Genomic DNA, 22740 nt, shown 5'->3' on the forward strand with positions numbered 1-22740 from the left:
CTCATTACATTTACTTCTCTTCCGTTACTCTCTTCACTTCCGCAACGACCTCTTCTGCGGTTCTCATTTCTAGAGCCTTCTCAGCAAGTTCCACCATATCCCGCTTACTCAATCCACGAATTTGTGATCTGGCTTGTAGGATAGATGTCGCACTCATGGAGAACTCATCTAGTCCGAGTCCAAGCAGGAGTGGAATAGCTAGCTCATCGCCGGCCATTTCACCACACATACCTGTCCATTTACCTTCACGGTGTGAGGCGTCGATTACCATTTTTACAAGACGTAAAATGGCTGGATTGTATGGCTGGTAAAGGTAAGAGACTTGTTCGTTCATGCGGTCAGCAGCCATAGTGTATTGAATTAAATCATTCGTTCCAATACTGAAGAAATCCACTTCTTTTGCGAATTGGTCTGCGAGTACAGCAGTAGAAGGGATTTCTACCATGATTCCAACTTCGATTTCATCAGAAACCGGTGTACCTGCTGCTACCAATATTTCTTTTTCTTGCTCTAAAATTGCTTTCGCTTCTCTAAATTCTGCAAGGGTCGCGATCATTGGGAACATAATTTTTAAGTTGCCAAAGACACTTGCTCGAAGCAATGCGCGTAGTTGCACACGGAAAATATCTTGTTCCTCTAAACAAAGACGAATCGCACGGAATCCAAGGAACGGGTTCATTTCTTTTGGTAAATCTAAATAAGGTAGTTCCTTATCTCCGCCGATATCTAGCGTACGAACGACGACAGGTTTTCCGTCCATGCCTTCTAGGACTGCTTTATATGCATCGAATTGTTCTTCCTCTGTCGGCAATTGGTCGCGTCCCATATAAAGGAATTCAGTACGGTAAAGCCCAACAGCTTCCCCGCCATTATTCTTCACACCTTCCAAATCATCCGGTGTTCCGATATTAGCAGCTAATTCAACGTGTTCGCCGTCTGCCGTTACGGTCTTCTCATTAACAAGCTTGGCCCATTCCGCTTTTTTCTCTTCATAACGAATCTGTTCTTCTTTATAAGAAGCGATTGTTTCCTCTGTCGGGTTAATATGAACTTCACCTTTAAGCCCGTCAATAATAAGGAAATCGCCATCCTTAACATCTTCTGTCACCGTTTTTGTCCCGACTATTGCAGGGATTTCCATGGAGCGAGCCATGATTGCAGAGTGGGAAGTCCGGCCGCCGATATCCGTTGTAAAGCCTTTGACAAATTGACGGTTCAATTGCGCGGTGTCGGATGGTGTCAAGTCTTCTGCGACAATAATTACTTCTTCTGAAATCATGCTCGGGTTCGGGAGTTGCACACCAAGTAAATGGGCATGAAGGCGTTTCGTCACATCGCGGATGTCTGCGGCACGTTCTTTCATATAGTCATTATCCATTTGTTCGAACATTGTAATGAACATATCAGCCGTTTCTTTCAGGGCATATTCTGCATTCACTTGTTCATTTTTAATCTTATCCTCAATAGGCGAGATTAACTCCGGGTCACTTAATACGAGTAAGTGTGCCTCAAATATTGCAGCATTATCCTCGCCCAATTCAACTTTTGCCTTTTCACGAATTGCTTCAAGTTCATCCTTCGATACACTAAGGGCAACTTGGAACCGTTCGACTTCCTTTGCCGTGTCTTCCACTTTTCTTTTTTCAAAGGAAAGATCGGGTTCGATTAAACGGTAAGCTTTAGCAAGTACGATGCCACTTGAAGCCGCGATACCTTTTAATAGCGTCATTATTCTGCTAATCCTTCCTTACTCATTGTCTCTTCTAGTTTTTCCAATGCTGCTTGTTCATCGTCACCTTCAGCACGAATGATAATTTCAGCGTCTTGGCCAATTCCGAGTGACATGATCCCCATGATGGATTTTAGGTTAACGGATTTTCCGTTGTATTCTAACTGAACGTCTGATGTAAACTGTCCAGCAGCCTGTACTAAGGCTGATGCTGGACGTGCATGAATTCCTACTTTATCAATAACTGTAAACTTTTTTTCTACCATTTATCTCATCTCCAATATTTATTTATTAAAACTATAGCTTATAGTTCTTCGCCGTTACTTTCAATGACTTTCTTATACCAGTAGAAGGAATCTTTCTTGCTTCTTTCCAGTGTACCATTACCTTCATCATCCTTGTCAACGTAGATCATGCCGTAACGCTTCGACATTTCGCTTGTTGACATCGATACGAGATCAATCGGTCCCCAGGCGAGGTAACCCATTAAATCAACGCCATCACCGATTGCTTCTTTCATTTGTTCGATATGTTTTCTCATATAATCGATACGATAGTCATCATGGATCGAGCCATCTTCCTCGACTCTATCATAGGCTCCTAAGCCATTTTCAACAAGGAAGAGCGGCAGTTGATAACGGTCGTACAGCTCGTTTAACACTACCCGTAAACCAACTGGGTCAATTTGCCAGCCCCACTCTGATGCTTCGAGGTAAGGGTTTTTCAATGTGTTCATGAGATTACCTTCCGTGCGCTCGCCTTCAGGGGAGTTAGAAGATACCATCGACATATAATAGCTGAATGAAATGTAGTCGACAGGGTATTGTTTTAAAATCTCATCATCGCCAGTTTCCTTCACAATTTCAATATCATTTTCTACGAAGAAACGGTCCAGATATTTCGGGTACTCACCGCGAGCATGAACATCTGCAAAGAAAAGGTTTTCCTGGTTATCCTGTTGCGCTTTGAGCACGTCTTCAGGGTTTGGTGTGTTCGGATAGTGGCTCATTCTTGCAAGCATACAACCCATTTTTCCATCTGGAATAATTTCATGAAGTTTCTTCGTTGCAAGGGAACTCGCTACGAATTGATGATGCAGTCCTTGGAATTTTGCTTGCACCGGGTTTTCTTCTTTATCAGATAAGATTCCACCACCGGTATACGGGCTGATTGTAATCATATTGATTTCGTTAAAGGTCATCCAATATTTAACTTTATCTTTATAACGGGTAAATACTGTCTCTGCGTAACGTACGAAATGATCAATTGTTTCACGTGAAACCCAGGCGTTATATTTTTCTGTTAAACCATAAGGAGTTTCGTAGTGAGACAAGGTCACAACTGGTTCGATATTATATTTCGCTAACTCATCGAACACATTGTCATAAAACTGCAATCCAGCTTCATTTGGCGTCTCATCATAACCGTTCGGGAAAATTCTTGACCAGTGAATGGAAAGTCGAAATGCTTTAAAGCCCATCTCAGCAAGAAGTGCAATATCTTCTTTATAACGATGGTAAAAATCGATTCCTTCTCGTTTTGGATGGCGGGCAGTCGATTCACCGCTTAATGTTTTCCGGATTTGTTCGGATGTAATTTCCATCGCATTATCTCGCTTCCGCTCTTCCCTAGGGATATATTCAACAAAGTCCGCTGCCGATAATCCTTTGCCATCTTCATCAAAAGCACCCTCGATTTGGTTGGCCGCCGTTGCACCACCCCAATAGAAGCCTTCTGGAAATTGTGATTTGAATGTAGCCATTCTATCTCTCCTTCATTTTATATTATTTATAATTAGCTGTCGTCTCTTAAAGTTATTTCACGACAGTTAATATGTCATCATCTAACCCAACATATCTTGATTTTTCTGGAATAATATCTAAATAATCAGCTGTATTCGTAATAATGACAGGAGTTGTCGTTTGGTAACCCTCATTTTTAATTCCTTCAATATCAAAGGAAATTAACTTCTGTCCCTTTTTAATTGTTGCTTCTGCGTCAACATGCGCTTCAAAGTGTTTTCCATCCAATTGAACTGTGTCAAGGCCAATGTGAATTAATACTTCTACACCGTCCTCACTTTCTAAGCCAATCGCATGTTTCGTGGGGAAGAGGGTAACTACTTTCCCGTCAAATGGTGCGACAACAACGCCATCGCTCGGTTCAACTCCAACACCTTTACCCATTGCTCCGCTTGAGAATACTGGGTCGTCCACATCTTCTAATGGAATCATTTCCCCTGCTAATGGAGTAGTTAACGTTACTCTTCCTTTTTCTTCCTTCTCGGTAATTGCAGGCGTTTCTTCCATTTTCATTTCTTCTTTTGTTTCTTCTGTTTCTACTTCTTTCTTTTTACCTTCTGTACCGAAGATAAATGCTAATATAGTTCCGATTGCAAAGGCAGTTCCAATCCCTATTGCGTAACCAACCATCGGTGAATAAGCCGGGATAGAAAATATACTGTTAAATACAAAGGTATAGAGCTTGACATTAAATAGCGCAACAATGATTCCGCCGACAGCACCGGAAATTAATACGAGCGGCATTAGTCTACGGTATCTTAAAATCAAGCCATAGAGAGCGGGCTCTGTAACTCCGGCGAACAATCCAGATAATGTTGCTGCAAGGGATAAAGATCGTAAGTCTTTATTCTGTCTGGAACGGAGGAAAATACCAAAGGCAATCCCGATCTGAGCAAATACCGCTGCTCCTGTGATTGGATTAATAATATCTCCGACATCGAAGTTATCAATCATGATTGGTACAACGCCCCAGTGTATTCCTAGAATAACGAGGAATGGCCAAGCACTTGCGATAATAAGTCCTGTCAGGATGGCTGAAAAGTCGGATAACCATAGAACTCCAGCTGCAATACCTGCACTTAAGTACTCACCAAACGGGCCAAATACGAGTGCGGTTAAAGGCACCATAACTAAAATCCCGATCATTGGCACAAAGAATAATTGAATCGTATCTGGTGTATACCTTTTGATCAGTCGTTCAAGAGGCGCATAGATGGCCATCGCTAGTAAAAGCGGAAAAACTGTCGATGAATAATCGGAAACGATGAGCGGGATTCCTAGGAAGTCTACATCACCCGCGTACTCCATAAGGGCTGTAAAGCTAGGCGCCATTAACCCAGCGGCAATGGTACCACCGACAAAAGGATTGGCATTTAAATGCCTCGCAGCCGAAATACCGATGAAGATAGGCAAGAAGTAAAATAGACCACCTGATGCCGCATCGAGTACTGCATATGTAGTGCCTTCCGCATTAATCCAATTCAACATGGAAAGGACGGCAAGCAGTGCTTTGATCATCCCGGCACCTGCTAAGGCTGGAATAAGCGGTGTTAGGGTTCCGGAAATATATTTAAATATCTTAGAGACCACACCGGCTTTTTCCTGATCATCTCCACCATCCGTTTTCTCCGTATCTCCAGCTTGGATGTTGTGATGTTTCATAATTTCTGTATAAACTTTACCCACTTTATTTCCGACAACGACCTGGTATTGGCCACCTTTTTCTACGACGGTCAGGACGTCCGGAATTTCCTGTAGCGCTTTGTTATCCGCCTTCTGGGAATCAGCAAGTGTAAAGCGCAACCTCGTCGCGCAGTGTACGAGAGAGTTTACATTTTCTTCACCCCCGACATGTTCAATGATTTTTTCTGCTAATTGTTTATTGTCCACGATATTCACTCCTTATTTTTTCAAAAATAAAAACCTGGGAAAGATACATAAATCGACTTAAAATTAGTCTACTTATGTATCTTTCCCAGGTTTTGCCTGCCTAACCAGTAACAATCCTGACTGTTAATTATTTTTTTCTCGGTGGGAGACGCGATGGATATGAATCATGAAATAAGTTGCTTCATCCTTCGTCATTTCCACTCCATATTGTCTATTTAAATAAGCTTGGACTTTCTGTGTACACGCATATGCTTCAGGATATTCGCTTTTTACTTGTTCAAACAAGCTGCTTTCTCGATCATCTTTATGGAGCTCTTTTCGCAGCATCCGATAAGCAAAATAGCGTAAATGCGTAATAAATCTGCTGTAATTCATCGAATCCATATCAAATTCAATCCCAAAATGATATTTCACAATGTCTGTAATGTCCGTAACGATTTGCGTCATTGTCATCGTTTCTTCCATTCCAGTGTCACCTTGTTTGGCATTGAATAGATGGAGTGCAATCGATGCCGCCTCGTCCTCAGGGAGACGAATCCCCATTCTTTCCTCAATTAGGTCAAGAACGTTTCGTGCAATATCGTACTCTTTTCGGTAAAACTTCCGCACTTCCCAAGCGAGCGGATTTTTAATTGGAAGTCCTTCCTTCGTTCGGGTAATGGCAAAGTCGATATGATCTGCAAGCGATAGGTAGAGCGAATCATTTAAATCAGTCTGCAGTTCTTTCATCGCAATATCGACAATATCTCTTGATATGACAAGGATCTCATGCGGAATTTCATCGAGTAAGGCAGAGAACTTATCCGTGAAACCTTGCGAAGGTACGACAAACGTCTTTTCTATTTTTTCCATATCAATCGTGTCGCCAATTTTCTTTTGAAACGCAAGACCTTTACCCATAACAACCATTTCAGTCTGGTTCGCATCTTCTGTCAAGGCGACATTGTTATTAAATACTTTCTTTATTTTCACAGTGATCACTGTCCTAAATGAAGTATTAAAAAACCCGAACAAGTTGAAATGGGGACACTTCGCCCCTTATTCTAACTCGTTCAGGTTTTGCCTGCTAGCCAGTAACAATCCTAGAACTATTTCCATTATAGGTGTTTGCGCTTTCTAATGCAAGTGGTAGAGTTTACCGTTTTCTTTATTACAGTAGATGATTGAGATTTTGACAAAATAGCTGTTTATTTATTCCGGATAATGATATATACTAAACCTGATAATGTTCGTAAATTGTGTATTATTTATATAAATAATAACATTTTTTGATTTTTATTAACTAAAACACAAACATAGAGTTGTTAAGTAATTCAAACATACGCCTTTTATTTCTGAGGCGAATTTGTGAACGGAGGTTAGAGGTGGATATTTTTAATAACAAATGGTTTCGTGCTGTACTTCCGGCATTACTCATTCATTGCAGCATCGGTACGGTGTATTGTTGGTCATTATTTAAAGCAGATATTGCCGTCTTTATTGGAAAATCTGTCGGTGAGGTGGAGTGGGCATTTAGTTTAGCCATTTTTGTTCTTGGGATATCGGCGGCTTTTGGCGGGAAATTAGTTGAAAAAGATATCCATAAATCATCATTGCTTTCCGCATTGTTTTTTGTTGCAGGAATGGTTGGGACAGGTTTCTTTATTTATGAAAAGTCCTTGTTCGGTATTTACTTTTCTTACGGAATTGTGATGGGAATTGGCCTTGGTATCGGATATTTAACTCCGGTAAAAACATTAATGCTATGGTTTCAGGAACAGAAAGGTTTAGCGACGGGGCTTGCGGTGGCAGGCTTTGGCTTAGCAAAGGTGATAGCAAGTCCGTTAATGGAAAAGTTACTTGGAGCAAGGACAGATGAAGGCCTGCTTGTGAATCCTACAAACATTTACATGATGTTTTATATTTTGGCAGGTATTTATTTCGTGATGATGGTTATCGGGCATCTTGCATTAAAGAAACCAGCAGGATATGAAAAAGAAAGCGCACAGACTGAGGGATTCCGTTATATAAAAGTGTTGACAAATAAAACATTTATCGGAATTTGGCTCATGTTTTATATCAATATTACAGCGGGACTTGCCCTGATTGCACAGGAAAAAGGAATGTTAGCTTTCATCAGTTTCGGTGCGATTGGTCTAGTTAGTTCGTTAACCGCGGTATTTAATGCCGGGGGCAGGATTGTCTTTTCCGCTTGGGGAGACCGGGTGAAGGACAGGAATTCCATTTATAAAATCATTTATGCTTCATCGATTGCCATTATTTTACTAGCAGTCGGGATGGATGCGATGAATCATTCAATCTCAATCCTGGTTATTGCTGTTCTTTGTATTGTGAATGCAGGTTATGGCGGTGGATTCTCATCCTTACCACCATTGTTATCAGACAGGTTCGGGTTAGATAGTATATCTACTGTTCATGGATTAACCTTGTCGGCATGGGCGTTTGCCGGGCTTACGGGTAATCAATTAAGTGCCTTTGTGCTGGAAAAGACAGGGTCGTTTGATGCGGTGCTGTATGTCGTGATGGCGATGTTTTCTATTGGGGCATTGATTAGTATTTTCGTAGTGAAGCCTGAACAGGTGCAGTTGGATAGTAAGAAGACGAAACATGAGGAAGAGGTTACGGCGAGTTAAATGTATGTAGATGAAGATGGATGCCTCGGTTAGACGGGCATCCTTTTTTGCTGTTCTTTTGTTTTAGAAAAGAGTTTTCTATTAAAGAAAAAGTAACAAATCTGAAACCAAAAAATCGCAGCAAATGTAGCCGCTAAGACATCTGTGAAATAATGCAAGCCAATCATAATCCGGCTTAGACACACAAGTACGGGCAGGACAATTAATAAGATAACCATGCTTGCTTTCCACGTGCGTGATTTTACGAAATGAACAGCTAGAAAGATTAATAGAAGAGATAGAAGAACAATCCGCATCGAGTGACCACTTGGAAAACTATAAGAAGTCACATCAAGCGAATGGCCGAACACTTCCAGGTCTCTTGATTCTCCAGGTCTGCCGCGCTGAATCGTCCTTTTTAAAGCTAAATTGATGAAAAGGCCACCGAATGTAACAACAAGTGAAAATAAGGCATAGCTCCACAGCCGTTTGAACGCAAGAATAGCTGCGATAATGAAAGTAATAATTAAAATCATTTCACCGGATCCAATATCTGTAAGACCCTCCATTATTGAAAAGATACCTGATGATTCGTATGCTGTCAGCCATGCATAGATGGCTTCGTCCATATGTATAAACTGCTCTCTGAATATCGCAAGGAGCAAGAATAGCACGAAACTGCTAATGATAATTGTTGTTTGTTTTGATGCCGATAGAGTCATAAGTATGCCTGCTTTCTAATTGGATAAAGGATTAGTATACCATTTGCGGGGGTGTCTGCCAAATGAATCTTAGGTACATAATTTGTCGAATTTTTACGATGAAAAGATGGATAATCAAGAAGGAATTAACGATTGAAAAGTTGTATTGATATAAGTAACAGATTAAATAGACATGAATGGAGGATGGGTATCATGAACAGTGATAATAAATGGTTTCCGGTTGCGAGTGTCTCCGAACAAGTGAATATACCTCCAGAAACAGTAAGAAGATATGCAAGACAGTACAGAGATTTCTTGACTATAAAAAGAGGTGAGAAAAAGGCATATCTCATCCATGAAAGTTCGTTTGCAACGATAAAGGAAATCCGCTCCTTATTAGAACAAGGTCATCAGCATGGACAGGTGAAGCACTTGTTAGATGATACAGCTGATTCTCATGTACCGGCGAAAAGAGCGGAAACAGAAGAGTCTTTGGTAAACGAGCCCCCAATTCATAAAGAGATGATGGAGGAGCTACAGAATTTGGGGGAACAGAATCAACAGTTGTTAGCGATGCTGCATCATATGCATGAGCGGATGAATGGGTATGAAGAGCTACTATTACAGCAGCATAGCTTTCCAAGTGAACAGATGGATGAACAGGAGAAGGAGCAAAGGGATTATGAACGGAAGCGGGATGAGTACTTAATGAAAGCGATGAATGACATGCAGGAGAAGAAGAGGGAAAGTGTCAGCACGAAAGAGAGAACGAGGATTTTCACAAGGTTGTTTAAAAAGTAATTAGAATGATGATCAAATATTTTCATAAGAGGAGCTATAATGAATGAATAAAAAGTTGGCAGTGAAAGTGGTAGATTTGCAAGGTGACTATTTTCAAGTTGGAAAAATGCAAGGGAAAGAGATCAAGCAGACTTCCCTATTGGAACAAATGAAACAACTATGGAAAGTAAACGAAACTCCGAATATACGAAAAGCTGAACGACTATTAAGAAAGTTTTCTCCCAACTTGCTGGCGGAAATAAAAGGTCTTGCAGATGGGCTAGAGGTGGATATGGATATGGCACTTCTATTTAGTGGCTATGATGTTGTATTACCTAAGATGGGATGCACGAGTTTAGTAACAAATGGAATGTACATCCGTAATTATGACTTTAGTCCGCAATTGTATGATGCAAGACTTGTATTTACAAACCCAACGAATGGTTACAGAAGTGTAGGCTTCAGTCAGCAAATTATCGGTCGATTGGATGGAATGAATGAAAAGGGTCTAGTTGTTGGTTTGCATTTTGTCAATAATGAGGAGCGGGCAGAGGGATTTATTTCGACAACGATTGTCAGAATGTTATTGGAACAGTGTGCCGATATAGAAGAGGCAACGACCTTAATCCAACGCATTCCCCATGGTTATTGTTACAACTATTCCATTACAGACCGAAGTGGTAGAAGCATCAAAGTGGAGGCGACGCCAGATAAACAAATCATTACAGAAGCTGTACCTCTTGTGTGCACCAACCATTTTGAATCCGAATCGCTACAGATTAAAAATGGTAGTAAAATACAGTTGCAGGGGTCTACCGCCCGTCAAACGTATGTAAACGATCTACTTCAGAAAAATCCTGCTATAGCGGAATGGTATGATCATTTCAATAGGGAGGATTCACCCCTATTTTCCCATAATTATGATGAATTTTTTGGAACGTTGCATACGGTCATTTATTCTCCAAAAGACTTGGAAATAACAGTGGGGATCGGTGGTAATGCTAAACCAACGAAATATTCGATTCGCTATTAGGAGTGCAGGCTTGGATTTGTATGAAGTAAAGGAGCATAAGTTGATTCTAATGCTAGTAGTGCCTAGCATATCTTGATACTAGGCACTACTTCTATTTTATTCGGCTATTCTTCCGAGCTTAGTACCATATTCTCTGTCCACTTTAAGATTTCTTCTTCATCTACACTAGGATCTTGTAATAGAAGTGAGTAGCGTAACTTCTCTCACCAAATGATCACGCATAATCCGAGCAATTTCATAATCTACTTCTACAGTGAGAATTTTAATTTCTTCTGTCATGACTCCCCCGCCCTTCTCTGACTACAGTATAAATCACGGTACAATAACTCAATTAAAAGTTTATAAATAAATCAAGAACACTCGTGACTTCATTCAGTCATGAGTAAATTGATTTGTTTTGACGCTTCCGGACTTTTTATATTTACACAGGAACGAATGTTCTGTTTACTGATAAGTAAAGGGAGGTGAGTGTAGTGTTAAGACATAAAGCATATAAATTTCGCATCTATCCAAATAAAAAACAGCAGGTTTTAATTGCTAAAACAATCGGTTGTTCCAGGTTTGTATATAATCACTTTCTTGCCCTTTGGAATGAAGAATATGCTAAAAATAAAAAAGGCTTATCTTACAACGCTTGTTCAGCAATGCTTCCAAAAATGAAGCAGGCAGAAGCTACACATTGGTTAAAAGATGTGGATAGCATAGCTCTCCAATCCTCCATTAGAAACCTCGCTGATTCCTTCTCTCGTTTCCTTAAGAAACAAAATAATAAACCTGTATTTAAAAGTAAAAACCATCCTATCCAAAGCTACAAGACTAAAAATGGGAATAATAATATTGAATTAAAAGGGAAATGCATCAAATTACCAAAGCTGGGACTTGTTAAATGTGCTAAAAGCCGAGAACTAAAAGGGCGTATTTTAAATGCAACCATTCGTAAACATGCCAGTGGCAATTATTTTGTATCCATTCTTTGTGAAGAAAAGATAGAAGTATTAGATAAAAAGATTGTTCCTATTGGTATCGATCTAGGAGTTACTAATTTTGCCATTCTTTCGGATGGTCGTAAAATAGACAACAATCGCTTAACCTCAAAAATGGAAAAGAAACTAAAACGGGAGCAGCGAAAGCTATCTAGACGTGCTCTAGTCGCTAAAGAAAATGGCACTATATTATCCGAAGCAAAAAACTATCAAAAGCAAAAAAGAAAAGTAGCTCGCTTATATGAAAAAGTTGTCAATCAGCGTAACGATTTTTTAAATAAGTTAAGTACAGAAATCATTAAAAACCACGATGTGATCTGTATCGAAGACTTAAACATCAAAGGGATGTTACGTAATCGTAAGTTAGCAAAAAGTATTTCGGACGTATCATGGTCTAAGTTTATAGCGAAATTAAAGTATAAGGCGGAATGGCATAGTCGTGCAATCATCAAGATAAACAGATGGTTTCCAACCAGTCAACTTTGCTCAGCCTGTAGCCATCAAGACGGCAAGAAGCCACTCCACATTCGTGAATGGACTTGTCCTAAGTGTCAAGCCCATCATGACCGTGATATCAACGCAAGTAAAAATATCCTAAAGGAAGGGCTAAGATTACATGCTCAGAATTTAAGTTAAAGCAAAAACAACCGCAGGTACTTCGAGGCTAGCTTGGTCAATAAGAGAAACCGCTGATGATGGTGTATGTCACTATTCATCAAGTATACTCTCTTCCCAAGAATCTTGTGACTTTAGTCATGAGAGGTTCAATTTTAGTTAATAATAGCACAGCTGGTTCGTGATGCTTGGCACGATTCGAATTTAAACTACAGAGTAATCGGTCTTTGATAATATCTAAGCCCCCGAACGAGTAACGTTCATGGGTGTTCGGGTAGTTTAGCGATTCCTGAATTTTTCCGAAACAAAAAAACGTCTGGCATTCATTCAGCAATGAAGCCAGACTCTGGATAACGGGCTAATCCAAACGATAGATCAGGAACTTTCCATGTTTCCCATGTTGTTTATACGCTTTTACTTTGTTAATTAATCGGAAAGGCGTTTCTTTTTTAAGGAACTTTTTAAATTCCGGAAGGGGATAATAGAAGATGATGTCCACGGAGCGCTCATGTTCTTTCGTGGATTGTAGAATATTTTCGACCACCTGCTTGAATATCGCTACTGAAAAGGGGTTGAAAAAATAAAACACATTATCTTCAGGTTTGATTTCGTAATGTTCGGCAAGTCCAAATTCAAAGTGTATTGGTGCTTTTAGATGTTTGTTTTTTCGTGTATATAATGCCTTATTTATCTGTGATTCCTCGAAAGTGAGATCATTCATTTCTACGCCTGTTACAGTCACATCGAAATGATGGTGGATGTAAAAGGACACCCTGCCCCTTCCGCTGCCAAAGTCAACTACATGGTCATTGGGTTTTAATTTATACGAGCGGAATAACTTTTCAAGAGCGGCGTATGGTGTTGCTTCATATCGATTATATTCATCAGTCTGTTTACGCCATTCTCTTAGTCCTTTAGTCTTAACTTGAAGCATTTCATCAAATTTTCTTTCCAGCAATCTTACAACTTCACTCCATCTCTTAAAAATTTATTACGCATTAACGGTCTGTAATCCCTCGACTGAATCAATTTTCACTTATCAGTCTACCAACCTCTCATTCTACTAATAAGCTGAACAAGGAGCAAGTTAACAGCATTTAAAGCATACTGGTCAGTAAGAAAACTAAAGAACTATTACAAATGATGCAATATTATGTCGAATTTTGATATACAACTGTAATATTGTATTAACTTCTGCGAAATCAAAACGTGCTATATTACCCATAGATTATCGAAAGAAAACATCAAAATTTCACGACGGTGGATTTTATCATAGATAACGTTAAATATAGTTTGTATAATAATGAATTTGAATGAAATGGGGAACGAGAAGTTGAAAAGAAAAATAGTAACAATGGCCACGATGGCAGTGGTCGGTTTTGGTAGTGTATTTTTTGGTACGACGGCATCTGCAGACTCATTAGAAGATCTAAAGGATAAGGAAACAGAGCTGCAACAGGATCGAAAAGATTTAAAAGCGGACCTTTCTGAAGCGGAATCAGAAGTAGCTGATATTCTAATTGAATTAGAAGAAATGAATGTCGAAGTTAGCCGAATACAGAAAGCACTTGAAGAAAACAAAGCCTCTATGAAGAAGAATGAAGAAGATATTGCGCACACCCAAGAAGAGATAGACTTACTAGAAGAGGAAATTGCTGAACTGGAAGAAGCAATTGAACAGCGTTTCGACATCTTAAAAGAACGGGCGGTTGCTTACCAGAAAAGTGGCGGAGATATCTCATACTTAGAAGTATTGTTCGGTTCGCAAAGTTTTGGGGATTTCATTAGCCGTGTAAGTGCAATAAATAAGATTACAGACTCTGATGTTACATTGATGGAACAAATTGAAGCGGATAAAGCAATAGTAGAAGAAAAGCAAGATGAAGTTGTTGTTAAACTTGATGAGTTAAAAGATTTGAAACAAGAGTTAGAAGGAATGCAAGCATTAATTGAAGACCAAGAAAAAGAGACAAAAGTAAAACAAGCGAACTTAAAAGAAAAAGAAGAAAAACTTGTTGCTAAAGTGGAAGAATTAAAACTTGAAGACAATAAACTTGCAGCACTTGAAAAAGATGTGAAGGAAAATATGGCGGCACTTACAAAGCCGGTAACGAAAACTCAGCCAGCACCGGACACTAAAGTTGCTTCAGATAGTGTTGGTTCAAGTGGCGGTTATCTTGCATGGCCTGCCGTGGGAGGATATATCTCCAGTTATGTTGGACCGCGCTGGGGAAGAATGCATAATGGAATTGATATCGCAAGACCAAGCAATCATAATATTTTAGCTGCTGCTGACGGGGTAGTCACGAAAGCAGGCTCTGCTGGTGGTCTTGGCAATAGAGTAGAGATTGAGCATAGTGGCGGATTAAAAACAATCTATGGACATTTATCGTCTATTAATGTGTCGGTTGGACAACAAGTAAGTACAGGAACCGTAATCGGTATTATGGGTAGCACTGGTAACTCGACAGGTATTCATTTACATTTTGAAGTATATAAGAATGGTGCCCTGCAGGATCCGATGAATTACCTGAATTAAATTTACACAAAATAGATTGAAAGCTGGTTTCCAAAGTAGGAGACCGGCTTTTTTGGTGTTTAATTACTCAAATTTCGCACGTTTAGTTTTCATAAAATGGTTGGCAGTACACGTCATTACTCAAAGCAATCTAACATCTGTCTCAACCGGTCGTTGACAGCACCACTTACTATCCGAGAAACGTGAATCCATGTTTATCTTATGTGAAGGGTGGGTATCTTGACCTCCGTCAATTTAATTGCTTGATTTTCCATTTATTATAAAGCCTTAGCAAAAACACAAGACAAGAACAAAAAGAAATCAAAATTTTGACGCCCGTCAATTACTATTATTAAGTGACGTCCTATACTAGAGTTAACATTAAAAGCTAATACAAAAAAATAAATGTGGAGGAAAGCAATATGCAGAGATATATTTTAGGGAAAAAAAATCAAATCACGTTGGTCAGTGCTATTTTAATTGTCCTTGGATTCTATGGTCGATTTGGTTTAGACAATACAATCCTTTTCAATGTGTCACTCATCATTGCCTCTATTCTTGGAATCGCACCAATCGCAATCCAAGCGTACCAGGCGTTAAAAGTAAAGGTCGTCAGTATTGATGTATTAGTTACCATCGCCGTTGTTGGAGCGATACTAATTCAAAATTATGAGGAGTCAGCGATTGTTACATTTTTATTCCTATTCGGCGCTTACTTGGAGCAGCGCACGTTGAACAAAACACGCTCAGCAATCAAAGAATTAACTGAATTAGCACCGGAAAGTGCATGGAAACAAATGGAAGATGGGGAATTTGAAGAAGTCGACGTGGATGAAGTAGATGAAGGCGATATCCTCTTAGTAAAAACGGGTGCCAAAGTGCCAGTAGACGGAACGGTATTAACTGGTGAAGGTCATATTAATGAAGCAAGTATTACTGGTGAGTCTATTCCAGTAAGTAAAGCAAACGGTTCAGAAGTTTTTGCCGGGACCATCTTAGAAAACGGAACAATCCAAATCCAAGCTGATCGTGTTGGGGAAGATACAACATTTGGTCAAATCATTGAACTGGTAGAAGAAGCGCAAGACTCAAAGTCAGCAGCAGAACGTTTTATAGATCGATTCTCCAAATACTATACACCAGCTGTTTTAGTTCTAGGTATTATTGTTTGGTTATTCACAAATAACGTTGAACTTGCCATTACCGTTCTTGTTTTAGGATGTCCTGGAGCCCTCGTCATCGGTGTCCCTGTATCCAATGTTTCCGGTATCGGAAATGGTGCCCGTAATGGGGTACTCTTAAAAGGTAGTGAAGTCATCAATGACTTTAGTAAGGTCGACACGATTGTCTTTGATAAAACAGGTACATTGACGATCGGCAACCCGGAAGTTGCGGAAAAAGAGTTTTACGGAAAGAATACAAAAGAAGTACTCGGATACTTGGCTAGTGTGGAACGGGAATCCGACCACCCATTAGCAAAAGCAGTTCTGCAGGATATTGGGGAGACGGAATTCTCCACGGTAGAAGAAACCGAAGTAGTAAAAGGCGGCGGGATTGTTGCAAAAGTGAACGGTCACCGCATTGCAGTTGGTAACGTCGCTTTAATGGAACAAGAGAATGTAGTATTAAATGATAAAGCTCGAAAAGACGTCGAACGTTTTGAACAAAACGGAAACTCCCTTGTCCTTACAACGGTCGATGGAGAATTAAAAGTTCTGATGGGTATTCGGGACCAAATCCGCCCAGGTGTGAAACAAGATCTGCAAGCCTTGAAGAAACTTGGCGTAAAAAACCTTGTCGTCCTTTCCGGAGATAACCAGGGAACCGTTGATTTAGTTGCCCGTGAACTCGGTCTAACGGAAGCACATGGCCATATGTTACCAGAAGAAAAGTCAGCTTATATTGAAAATCTGCAAGCAGAAGGTGAAATCGTTGCCTTTGTCGGCGACGGTGTGAACGACAGTCCATCACTTGCTTTAGCGGATATTGGGATTGCCATGGGAAGTGGAACAGACGTAGCAATTGAAACATCGGATGTCGTCTTAATGAACTCTGACTTCAGCCGCTTGCCACATGCATTAGGATTAACAAAGTCAACTGCAAGAAATATGAAGCAAAACATTATCATTGCAGTCGGCGTTGTAGCTATCTTACTAGCTGCCTTACTGTTCAGTAACTGGATGAACATGTCGATTGGAATGTTGGTTCATGAAGCAAGTATCTTGGTTGTCATCTTTAATGGTATGCGACTCCTCCGCTACCATTTAAGAGGCAACAAAACGGAAACAGAAACAATAGCAGAAACGAATGCGAGTATGGCTAAAACGAAAAACGCTACCTAAACATGTTAAAAGAATGTAAAAGGTAAGGAAAACTTGACCGCCGTCAATTTTTAAAAAGCGAAACAGTGTTATATTAGAAGTGTAAAGAAGAACAAACGAATAAAACTTAAAACTAAAAGTAAAAGGAGATTGATACCATGCAAAAAGCAACGATTCATTTAGAGACGTTATCCTGCCCATCCTGCCTACAGAAGATTGAGAACGCCGTAAAGGGATTAGACGGTATTGAAAAAGATAGCGTTAAAGTAATGTTCAACTCCAGTAAAGTAAAAACAGATTTCAATTCTGAAACAGTGGGGATTGAAAATATCGAAAAAGCGATTGAAGATCTGGGATACCCAGTTATAAAATCAAAAGTAAAATCTGCTTAAATTGAATGAATTTCATAATTACCAAAGTCGGCTTCACCATCACCATATGTAGTTGGGAACGAACCAACTCAACTACATATGGTGATAATGAAACATTAAATACGTATTATGAAATTCATTAAATTGTATAAAGATGAGAAGGAAAACATACTAAGATTAGTATTTTTTTGTTGGGTAGCCCGGTACGTCCCGAATGCTATCGAAAACAAGGTTGTTTAGGCTTATTTGTCGAAAAAGTTGCAAATGAGTCATCCATAGATGGCATCTCAACTGAAATATAGGGTATAGTAAAAATGTAAACCAACTTGAGGAGTGAATAATATGTCAGCAGTTATTTTTCAATCACCGAGTAAGTATATTCAAGGAGCTCACGTATTAAATGAGATTGGCGGGCATGTAAAAGCTTTAGGTGCGAAACCTCTCATTTTATCGGATGAAGTCGTGTGGGGGATCACCGGCGAGCAAATTGAAGCAAGCTTCAAGGAAGTAAGTTTGGATTATCATTTTGTCGAATTTCACGGGGAAGCTTCCCTGAATGAAATCGATCGCGTCGTAGAAGAAGGTAAGAGTCAGACGGTCGATCTTGTTGTAGGTGTTGGTGGTGGGAAGACGTTGGATTCAGCTAAAGCAATTGCCGATGGGCTTGATGTTAGGGTTGTTATTGTTCCAACAACAGCTTCAACGGATGCACCGACTAGTGCCTTATCCGTTATTTACAATGATCAGGGTGTATTTGAGTCATACAAGTTTTACAATAAGAACCCAGATCTTGTATTGATTGACACCGCAGTTGTTGCTAAAGCTCCACCGCGCTTCTTCTCATCTGGAATTGCGGACGCGATGGCAACATGGGTAGAAGCTAGAGCGAACATCAAAAGCGGTGGGAATACGATGGCTGGAGGGAAGCCTAGTATTGCTGCACAAGCCATTGCAAAAGCCTGTGAAGAGACATTATTTAAATATGGAATACCAGCCTATCATGCAGTAGAAAAAGGACTTGTCACGAAACAGGTCGAGGCCGTTGTTGAAGCAAACACATTGTTATCTGGTTTAGGATTTGAGACTGGAGGGCTTGCAGCAGCGCATGCAATCCATAATGGATTTACTGTTCTTGAAGGTGATATTCATGATTTAACACATGGTGAAAAAGTTGCTTACGGGACGTTAGTTCAGTTAATGCTCGAATTGCATTCCGAAGCGGAATTAAGAAAATACATTCATTTCTACCAGGCGTTGAATTTACCAACTACTTTAAGGGAAATGCATTTGGATAAAGTATCCTTTGAAGATCTTGTAAGAATAGGTGAAGCAGCAACACAAGAAGGCGAAACAATGAAGAATCTATCGCCAGAAATTACTGCAGAAGACGTAGCAAACGCAATTCTTGCAGTTGACCAAATAAACCAGAACTAGGGAGTTTACCCTAAAATTTTGCATGGAAAAAAGGTGCTGGACAATAAATTGTCTGGCACCCTTATTATTTATGCAGCTGGATCTTCCGACTTAGCTCCGATAATCTTGTCAACCATCATTGCAATTGCTCCGTCACCGGTCACGTTTGTTGCGGTTCCGAAGCTATCCTGCGCCATGTATAATGCAATCATTAATCCAAGTGCTGTTTCATCAAATCCGAGCATTGTGCTAAGTAAGCCTAAGGCTGCCATAACGGCACCACCTGGAACACCAGGAGCAGCAATCATAATAATTCCTAACATTAAAATGAAGGGAATCATCATTCCGAAAGTTGGCAGTGACATTCCGTCAGAAAGCACCATAACTGCTACTGAACACATCACAAGTGTAATCGTACTTCCTGCCAAATGAATGGTTGCACACAATGGGACAGCCGAATCAGCTACACCATTACTTACCCCATTGTTTTTGGAAGAGCGAACCGTTATAGGAATTGTAGCAGCACTGGACATTGTTCCGAGTCCAGTAAAATAGGCCGGCAGCATTGTTTTTAACAAGGAAAATGGATTTTTCCCGGTAAGCGAACCCGCGACAATATAAAGGACGACGAGCCATACCCAGTGGATTGCAATTGCCATGACAAGTACGAGCCCGAATGCTTGTAGCGTGTCAAATACCGTTCCATCTGCAGCAAGTTCGGCAAAAATACTTGCAATGTAGAACGGTAAAATTGGAATGATGACTTTCCAGATGAGACGTTCAATAATTTCTTTCCCCTCATCAAAGAAAGATCTTAATGTAGGGCTTTCAACCCGTGTAATCCCAATCCCGAACACAAAAGCGAGAACTAAAGCTGTCATCACACCTGTAATCGGGTCAATCGTAAGTTCAAATATAGGATCAAAACCACTTGCTTCTTCTGCGGAGGCACCACCATTTCCAACGAGCATTGGAATAACAAAAAGAGCAACAATAAATGCTAACGTGCCCGCTAAAATAGTGGAAGCATAAGCAAGTCCACCGGTGACCCCAAGCATTTTCCCGGAATGCTTACCGAAACTCGCAATCCCACTGGCAATATAAAAAATAATGATAAGTGGAATCGTAAATCCGAGGAATTGTCCGAACAGGTCTTTGAATGTTACGACAATCTCCACGATGAATTCTGGGATAACTAATCCGATAAGAATACCGGCGACAATACCGACGAGTAATTTAACGATTAATTTCATTTCTTCACTCCTTCTCCAGTTTTAGATTTCCTTAAATATATCACTGCTCTGATCTTAATACAAGCGCGCTTTCAGGGCTTTCGTGGTGTCATACATGTTCTCAAATTTGTCGAAAAATGTTGTTTCCGAATCGATTAAGGGGATACTAAGAATGCTACTTTTCTAATTTTGTCGTATGATTTTAATAGATGTATTTTAAGTAGGGCAGGTGAATGATGGTGACAGTGTTAATTATCGGTATTATTATTCTTTTTATCGCATCAAGTTATTTTTCAGGCAGCGAAACGGCACTCACGGCAACGAATGAGATGAAGCTTCAGCTGAAAGCAGCAAGCGGGGATAAAAAAGCCGAGCGTTTACTCAAGCTCGTGAACAATCCGGATCTCTTTATTCCGGGTATTTTAATCGCGAATAATGTACCGAATATCGTGCTTCCTTCCCTTGTGACGATTGTCGCTTTAGAGTTTGGCTGGAATATAGGAATCACAACAGCGATACTTACCGTATTAATTATTATCTTTGCGGAAGTGATGCCGAAATCAGTTGCAGCAGCTTTTCCCGAACGGATTTCTTATATCGTCTATTATCCAACGATGCTCATCCTGTTAATCTTAAAGCCTTTTATTTGGCTGCTTAATCTCCTGACAAAAACAACAATCAGATTGCTTGGAAAAGGAGAAGGTGAGGAAATCACCATTTCAAAGGCGGAAATGCGGGCGATGGTCGATATTGCTCATACAGAAGGAACGTTTAAAAATGATGAAATGTATCGCTTGAAATCGATGATGGATTTCCAAACATTAAATGTTTCCGACGTATTGAAAACGCATCGAGTCGAGATGAAAGCCATCCCGACTGATATTGCCTTTGACGAGGCAAAAGAATTTTTGCTGGAAAATCATCATACGCGCTATCCGATATATGAAGGGGACAGCGATAATATTGTTGGTGTCTTCCATTCGAAGTTCATTTTATCCTGGTCGATCAATCCGGGAAAAGGAATTAAAGAATTCTCTGATATGAATCCTTTGTTTATTTACGAGTTCAATTCAATTGACTCGGTGTTTAAAAAGATGATGGACGCAAAAAAACATATCGCAATTGTGCTGGATGAATATGGTGGAACAGAAGGGTTAATTACTCATGAGGATCTAATCGAGACGATGATTGGTCAAGATATTGAAGATGAGATGGATGAAGATGATGCACTGATTCATGAGCAAACGGAAACAGTTATCATTTGTGATGGACGTTTGTCGTTACACCGTTTAAATACTGTCTTCCAGGTTGATCTTCCCGAAGAAGCTGATAATGTAGCAGGTTTTATTTTGAGCCAATACAGCTATTTGCCAGAAGAGGGAGAAATATTTTCGTATGGAAATTTGGAATTTAAGGTATTGGAAGTAAGTGAACGAAGAGTGCACTTAGTGGCAATCAGAAAGCTTCAGGACAATGACTAACATGATTGCTTGACCATTCTCCTTGCTAAAGGCTCATTATTATGCAATAGTAGAATTAATAGAATATTTCTCACCACTAGGGGTGCGTAATTTGCTGAGAGAGTCAGTTGGAAAGCTGTCTCAACCCTTCGAACTTGATCTAGTTGATACTAGCGAAAGAAAGCGGTGTTTGATAGCGATATTGTGCATGCTATATACAGACCGCCTTTTCCATTATATAAAGGAGCGGTCTTTTTTAATGGAATGGGTAAAGAAATAAACAATACTTGATTAAGCTATCAGCAAATCGAGTCGCCCCTTTGTGGTGTGGAGCATTCTTACCAAAAAGGGAGGAATAATTTATGAGTGAACAGTTTACAGATCGTCTATGGAGAAAAGTGCAGCCAATTTGGGAAGCTTACTTGGAGCATCCATTTGTGAAAGGAATCGGGGATGGGACGCTTGATAAGGAAAAGTTCAAGCATTATATGAAGCAGGACTATGTCTATTTAATCGAGTATTCAAGAATCTTTGCGATTGGAAGCTCAAAGTCACCAGATTTACATACGATGACGATGTTTGCGAACCTTTTGCACGGGACGTTGAATATGGAGATGGAATTACACCGGGAATATGCGGCTCGCTTCGGAATTACAAATGAAGAACTTGAGGAAACAGAACCTTCCGCAACGATGACTGCTTATACAAGCTATATGCTGAATGTTTCCCAGCTGGGTGGTGTGGAAAATGCGATTGCATCTGTGCTGGCCTGTGCGTGGAGCTATAACTACATTGGAAAAGAGTTAGCGAAGAATGCCGAGTCGTTAGAGCATGAGTTCTACGGTGATTGGATACAGATGTATTCGTCAGTTGAATTCACGGAGCTCGCTGAAAACTGCCAGAAGTTGATTAACGATTACACAGCAGGCAAGTCTGAAAAAGATTTGCAAGCGCTTGAAGATATTGTTGTAAAAACAAGTAAGTTTGAATATATGTTCTGGGAAATGGCTGAGAATATCGAAATGTGGCCGGTTTAAAGGAATAGAGGGGGGAGTGTTTGTCGCTCCCCAACTTTTTCAAGCTTTTTTTACTTTTTCCCTTATCCTGCGAACGAGGGAGATTCATTCAAGGTCGTTGGTCCCGCGATATGGGGACTGAGATTGTCATCTTTTGTTGAAAAGATGGATGGCGATTCATGAGAACAAGGAATGAGTATTAATCTTTCTGTATGAATTTCCATTTTCCAAATCACTCCAATTTTGATAATAGCTATAATGAAT

Annotated in this window: 18 protein-coding genes and 1 riboswitch; of the genes, 10 read left to right on the forward strand and 8 right to left on the reverse strand. The window is 40.0% G+C overall.

The features are described 5' to 3' along the window. Window positions 1–10 precede the first annotated feature (10 nt). From ptsP to licT, 5 genes are all read right to left on the reverse strand, one after another. The gene (gene ptsP, locus LZD48_RS13870; RefSeq protein WP_235763320.1) at window positions 11–1729 is read right to left on the reverse strand and encodes a phosphoenolpyruvate--protein phosphotransferase; all 1719 of its coding nucleotides are present in this window, start codon (window positions 1727–1729) and stop codon (window positions 11–13) included. After that, a complete protein-coding gene (locus tag LZD48_RS13875) occupies window positions 1729–1995 on the reverse strand; it encodes a phosphocarrier protein HPr (RefSeq protein ID WP_235763321.1) in 267 nt (88 codons plus the stop codon). The genes ptsP and LZD48_RS13875 overlap by 1 nt, the downstream gene beginning before the upstream one ends. A gap of 38 nt (window positions 1996–2033) precedes the next feature. Further along, window positions 2034–3491, reverse strand: a complete 1458-nt coding sequence (locus tag LZD48_RS13880; protein ID WP_235763322.1) for a glycoside hydrolase family 1 protein — start codon at window positions 3489–3491, stop codon at window positions 2034–2036. Between the two features lie 52 nt (window positions 3492–3543). Continuing rightward, window positions 3544–5421 (reverse strand): beta-glucoside-specific PTS transporter subunit IIABC, encoded by a 1878-nt coding sequence (locus tag LZD48_RS13885; RefSeq protein WP_235763323.1) that lies wholly within the window; start codon window positions 5419–5421, stop codon window positions 3544–3546. 123 nt (window positions 5422–5544) lie between these two features. Further along, window positions 5545–6393, reverse strand: coding sequence for a BglG family transcription antiterminator LicT (gene licT, locus LZD48_RS13890; RefSeq protein ID WP_235763324.1), 849 nt, complete (start codon window positions 6391–6393; stop codon window positions 5545–5547). A gap of 392 nt (window positions 6394–6785) precedes the next feature. On the opposite strand from licT, the gene LZD48_RS13895 reads away from it, so the two are divergent. After that, window positions 6786–8054, forward strand: a complete 1269-nt coding sequence (locus LZD48_RS13895) for an OFA family MFS transporter (protein WP_235763325.1) — start codon at window positions 6786–6788, stop codon at window positions 8052–8054. Window positions 8055–8083: 29 nt separating this feature from the next. Here LZD48_RS13895 and LZD48_RS13900 read toward each other — a convergent pair whose 3' ends face one another. Next, the gene (locus tag LZD48_RS13900) at window positions 8084–8755 is read right to left on the reverse strand and encodes a phosphatase PAP2 family protein (protein WP_235763326.1); all 672 of its coding nucleotides are present in this window, start codon (window positions 8753–8755) and stop codon (window positions 8084–8086) included. A gap of 192 nt (window positions 8756–8947) precedes the next feature. On the opposite strand from LZD48_RS13900, the gene LZD48_RS13905 reads away from it, so the two are divergent. From LZD48_RS13905 to tnpB, 3 genes are all read left to right on the forward strand, one after another. Further along, window positions 8948–9535, forward strand: a complete 588-nt coding sequence (locus LZD48_RS13905; RefSeq protein ID WP_235763327.1) for a MerR family transcriptional regulator — start codon at window positions 8948–8950, stop codon at window positions 9533–9535. A gap of 43 nt (window positions 9536–9578) precedes the next feature. Next, complete coding sequence (locus LZD48_RS13910) at window positions 9579–10547, forward strand: C45 family autoproteolytic acyltransferase/hydrolase (protein WP_235763328.1); 969 nt, start codon at window positions 9579–9581, stop codon at window positions 10545–10547. Between the two features lie 473 nt (window positions 10548–11020). Further along, window positions 11021–12166 (forward strand): IS200/IS605 family element RNA-guided endonuclease TnpB, encoded by a 1146-nt coding sequence (tnpB, locus tag LZD48_RS13915; protein ID WP_235763329.1) that lies wholly within the window; start codon window positions 11021–11023, stop codon window positions 12164–12166. Window positions 12167–12503: 337 nt separating this feature from the next. Here the strand turns inward: tnpB and LZD48_RS13920 are convergent, their stop codons facing one another. Next, the gene (locus LZD48_RS13920; RefSeq protein WP_235763330.1) at window positions 12504–13103 is read right to left on the reverse strand and encodes a class I SAM-dependent methyltransferase; all 600 of its coding nucleotides are present in this window, start codon (window positions 13101–13103) and stop codon (window positions 12504–12506) included. Between the two features lie 375 nt (window positions 13104–13478). Here LZD48_RS13920 and LZD48_RS13925 point away from each other — a divergent pair, with 375 nt between their 5' ends. The 4 genes from LZD48_RS13925 (at window position 13479) to LZD48_RS13940 (ending at window position 18789) form a co-directional block, all read left to right on the forward strand. Continuing rightward, window positions 13479–14684 carry a murein hydrolase activator EnvC family protein gene (locus LZD48_RS13925; protein WP_235763331.1) on the forward strand — a complete coding sequence of 402 codons (1206 nt, stop codon included), beginning with the start codon at window positions 13479–13481 and terminating at the stop codon, window positions 14682–14684. A 401-nt stretch (window positions 14685–15085) separates the two neighbouring features. Continuing rightward, window positions 15086–17005, forward strand: a complete 1920-nt coding sequence (locus LZD48_RS13930; RefSeq protein WP_235763332.1) for a heavy metal translocating P-type ATPase — start codon at window positions 15086–15088, stop codon at window positions 17003–17005. Between the two features lie 137 nt (window positions 17006–17142). Further along, window positions 17143–17376, forward strand: coding sequence for a heavy-metal-associated domain-containing protein (locus tag LZD48_RS13935; protein WP_235763333.1), 234 nt, complete (start codon window positions 17143–17145; stop codon window positions 17374–17376). 321 nt (window positions 17377–17697) lie between these two features. Continuing rightward, entirely contained in the window at window positions 17698–18789 is a 1092-nt protein-coding gene (locus tag LZD48_RS13940; protein WP_235763334.1) for a glycerol dehydrogenase, read from the forward strand. A 68-nt stretch (window positions 18790–18857) separates the two neighbouring features. Here the strand turns inward: LZD48_RS13940 and LZD48_RS13945 are convergent, their stop codons facing one another. Next, window positions 18858–20021, reverse strand: a complete 1164-nt coding sequence (locus LZD48_RS13945) for a dicarboxylate/amino acid:cation symporter (protein ID WP_235763335.1) — start codon at window positions 20019–20021, stop codon at window positions 18858–18860. Between the two features lie 212 nt (window positions 20022–20233). On the opposite strand from LZD48_RS13945, the gene LZD48_RS13950 reads away from it, so the two are divergent. Next, complete coding sequence (locus LZD48_RS13950) at window positions 20234–21481, forward strand: hemolysin family protein (protein WP_235763336.1); 1248 nt, start codon at window positions 20234–20236, stop codon at window positions 21479–21481. 68 nt (window positions 21482–21549) lie between these two features. Continuing rightward, window positions 21550–21659, forward strand: a riboswitch (TPP riboswitch). Between the two features lie 163 nt (window positions 21660–21822). Then, window positions 21823–22497, forward strand: coding sequence for a thiaminase II (gene tenA, locus LZD48_RS13955; protein ID WP_235763337.1), 675 nt, complete (start codon window positions 21823–21825; stop codon window positions 22495–22497). Window positions 22498–22740 lie beyond the last annotated feature (243 nt).

This window comes from Oceanobacillus alkalisoli (assembly GCF_021556485.1).
GTDB lineage: Bacteria > Bacillota > Bacilli > Bacillales > Amphibacillaceae > Oceanobacillus > Oceanobacillus alkalisoli.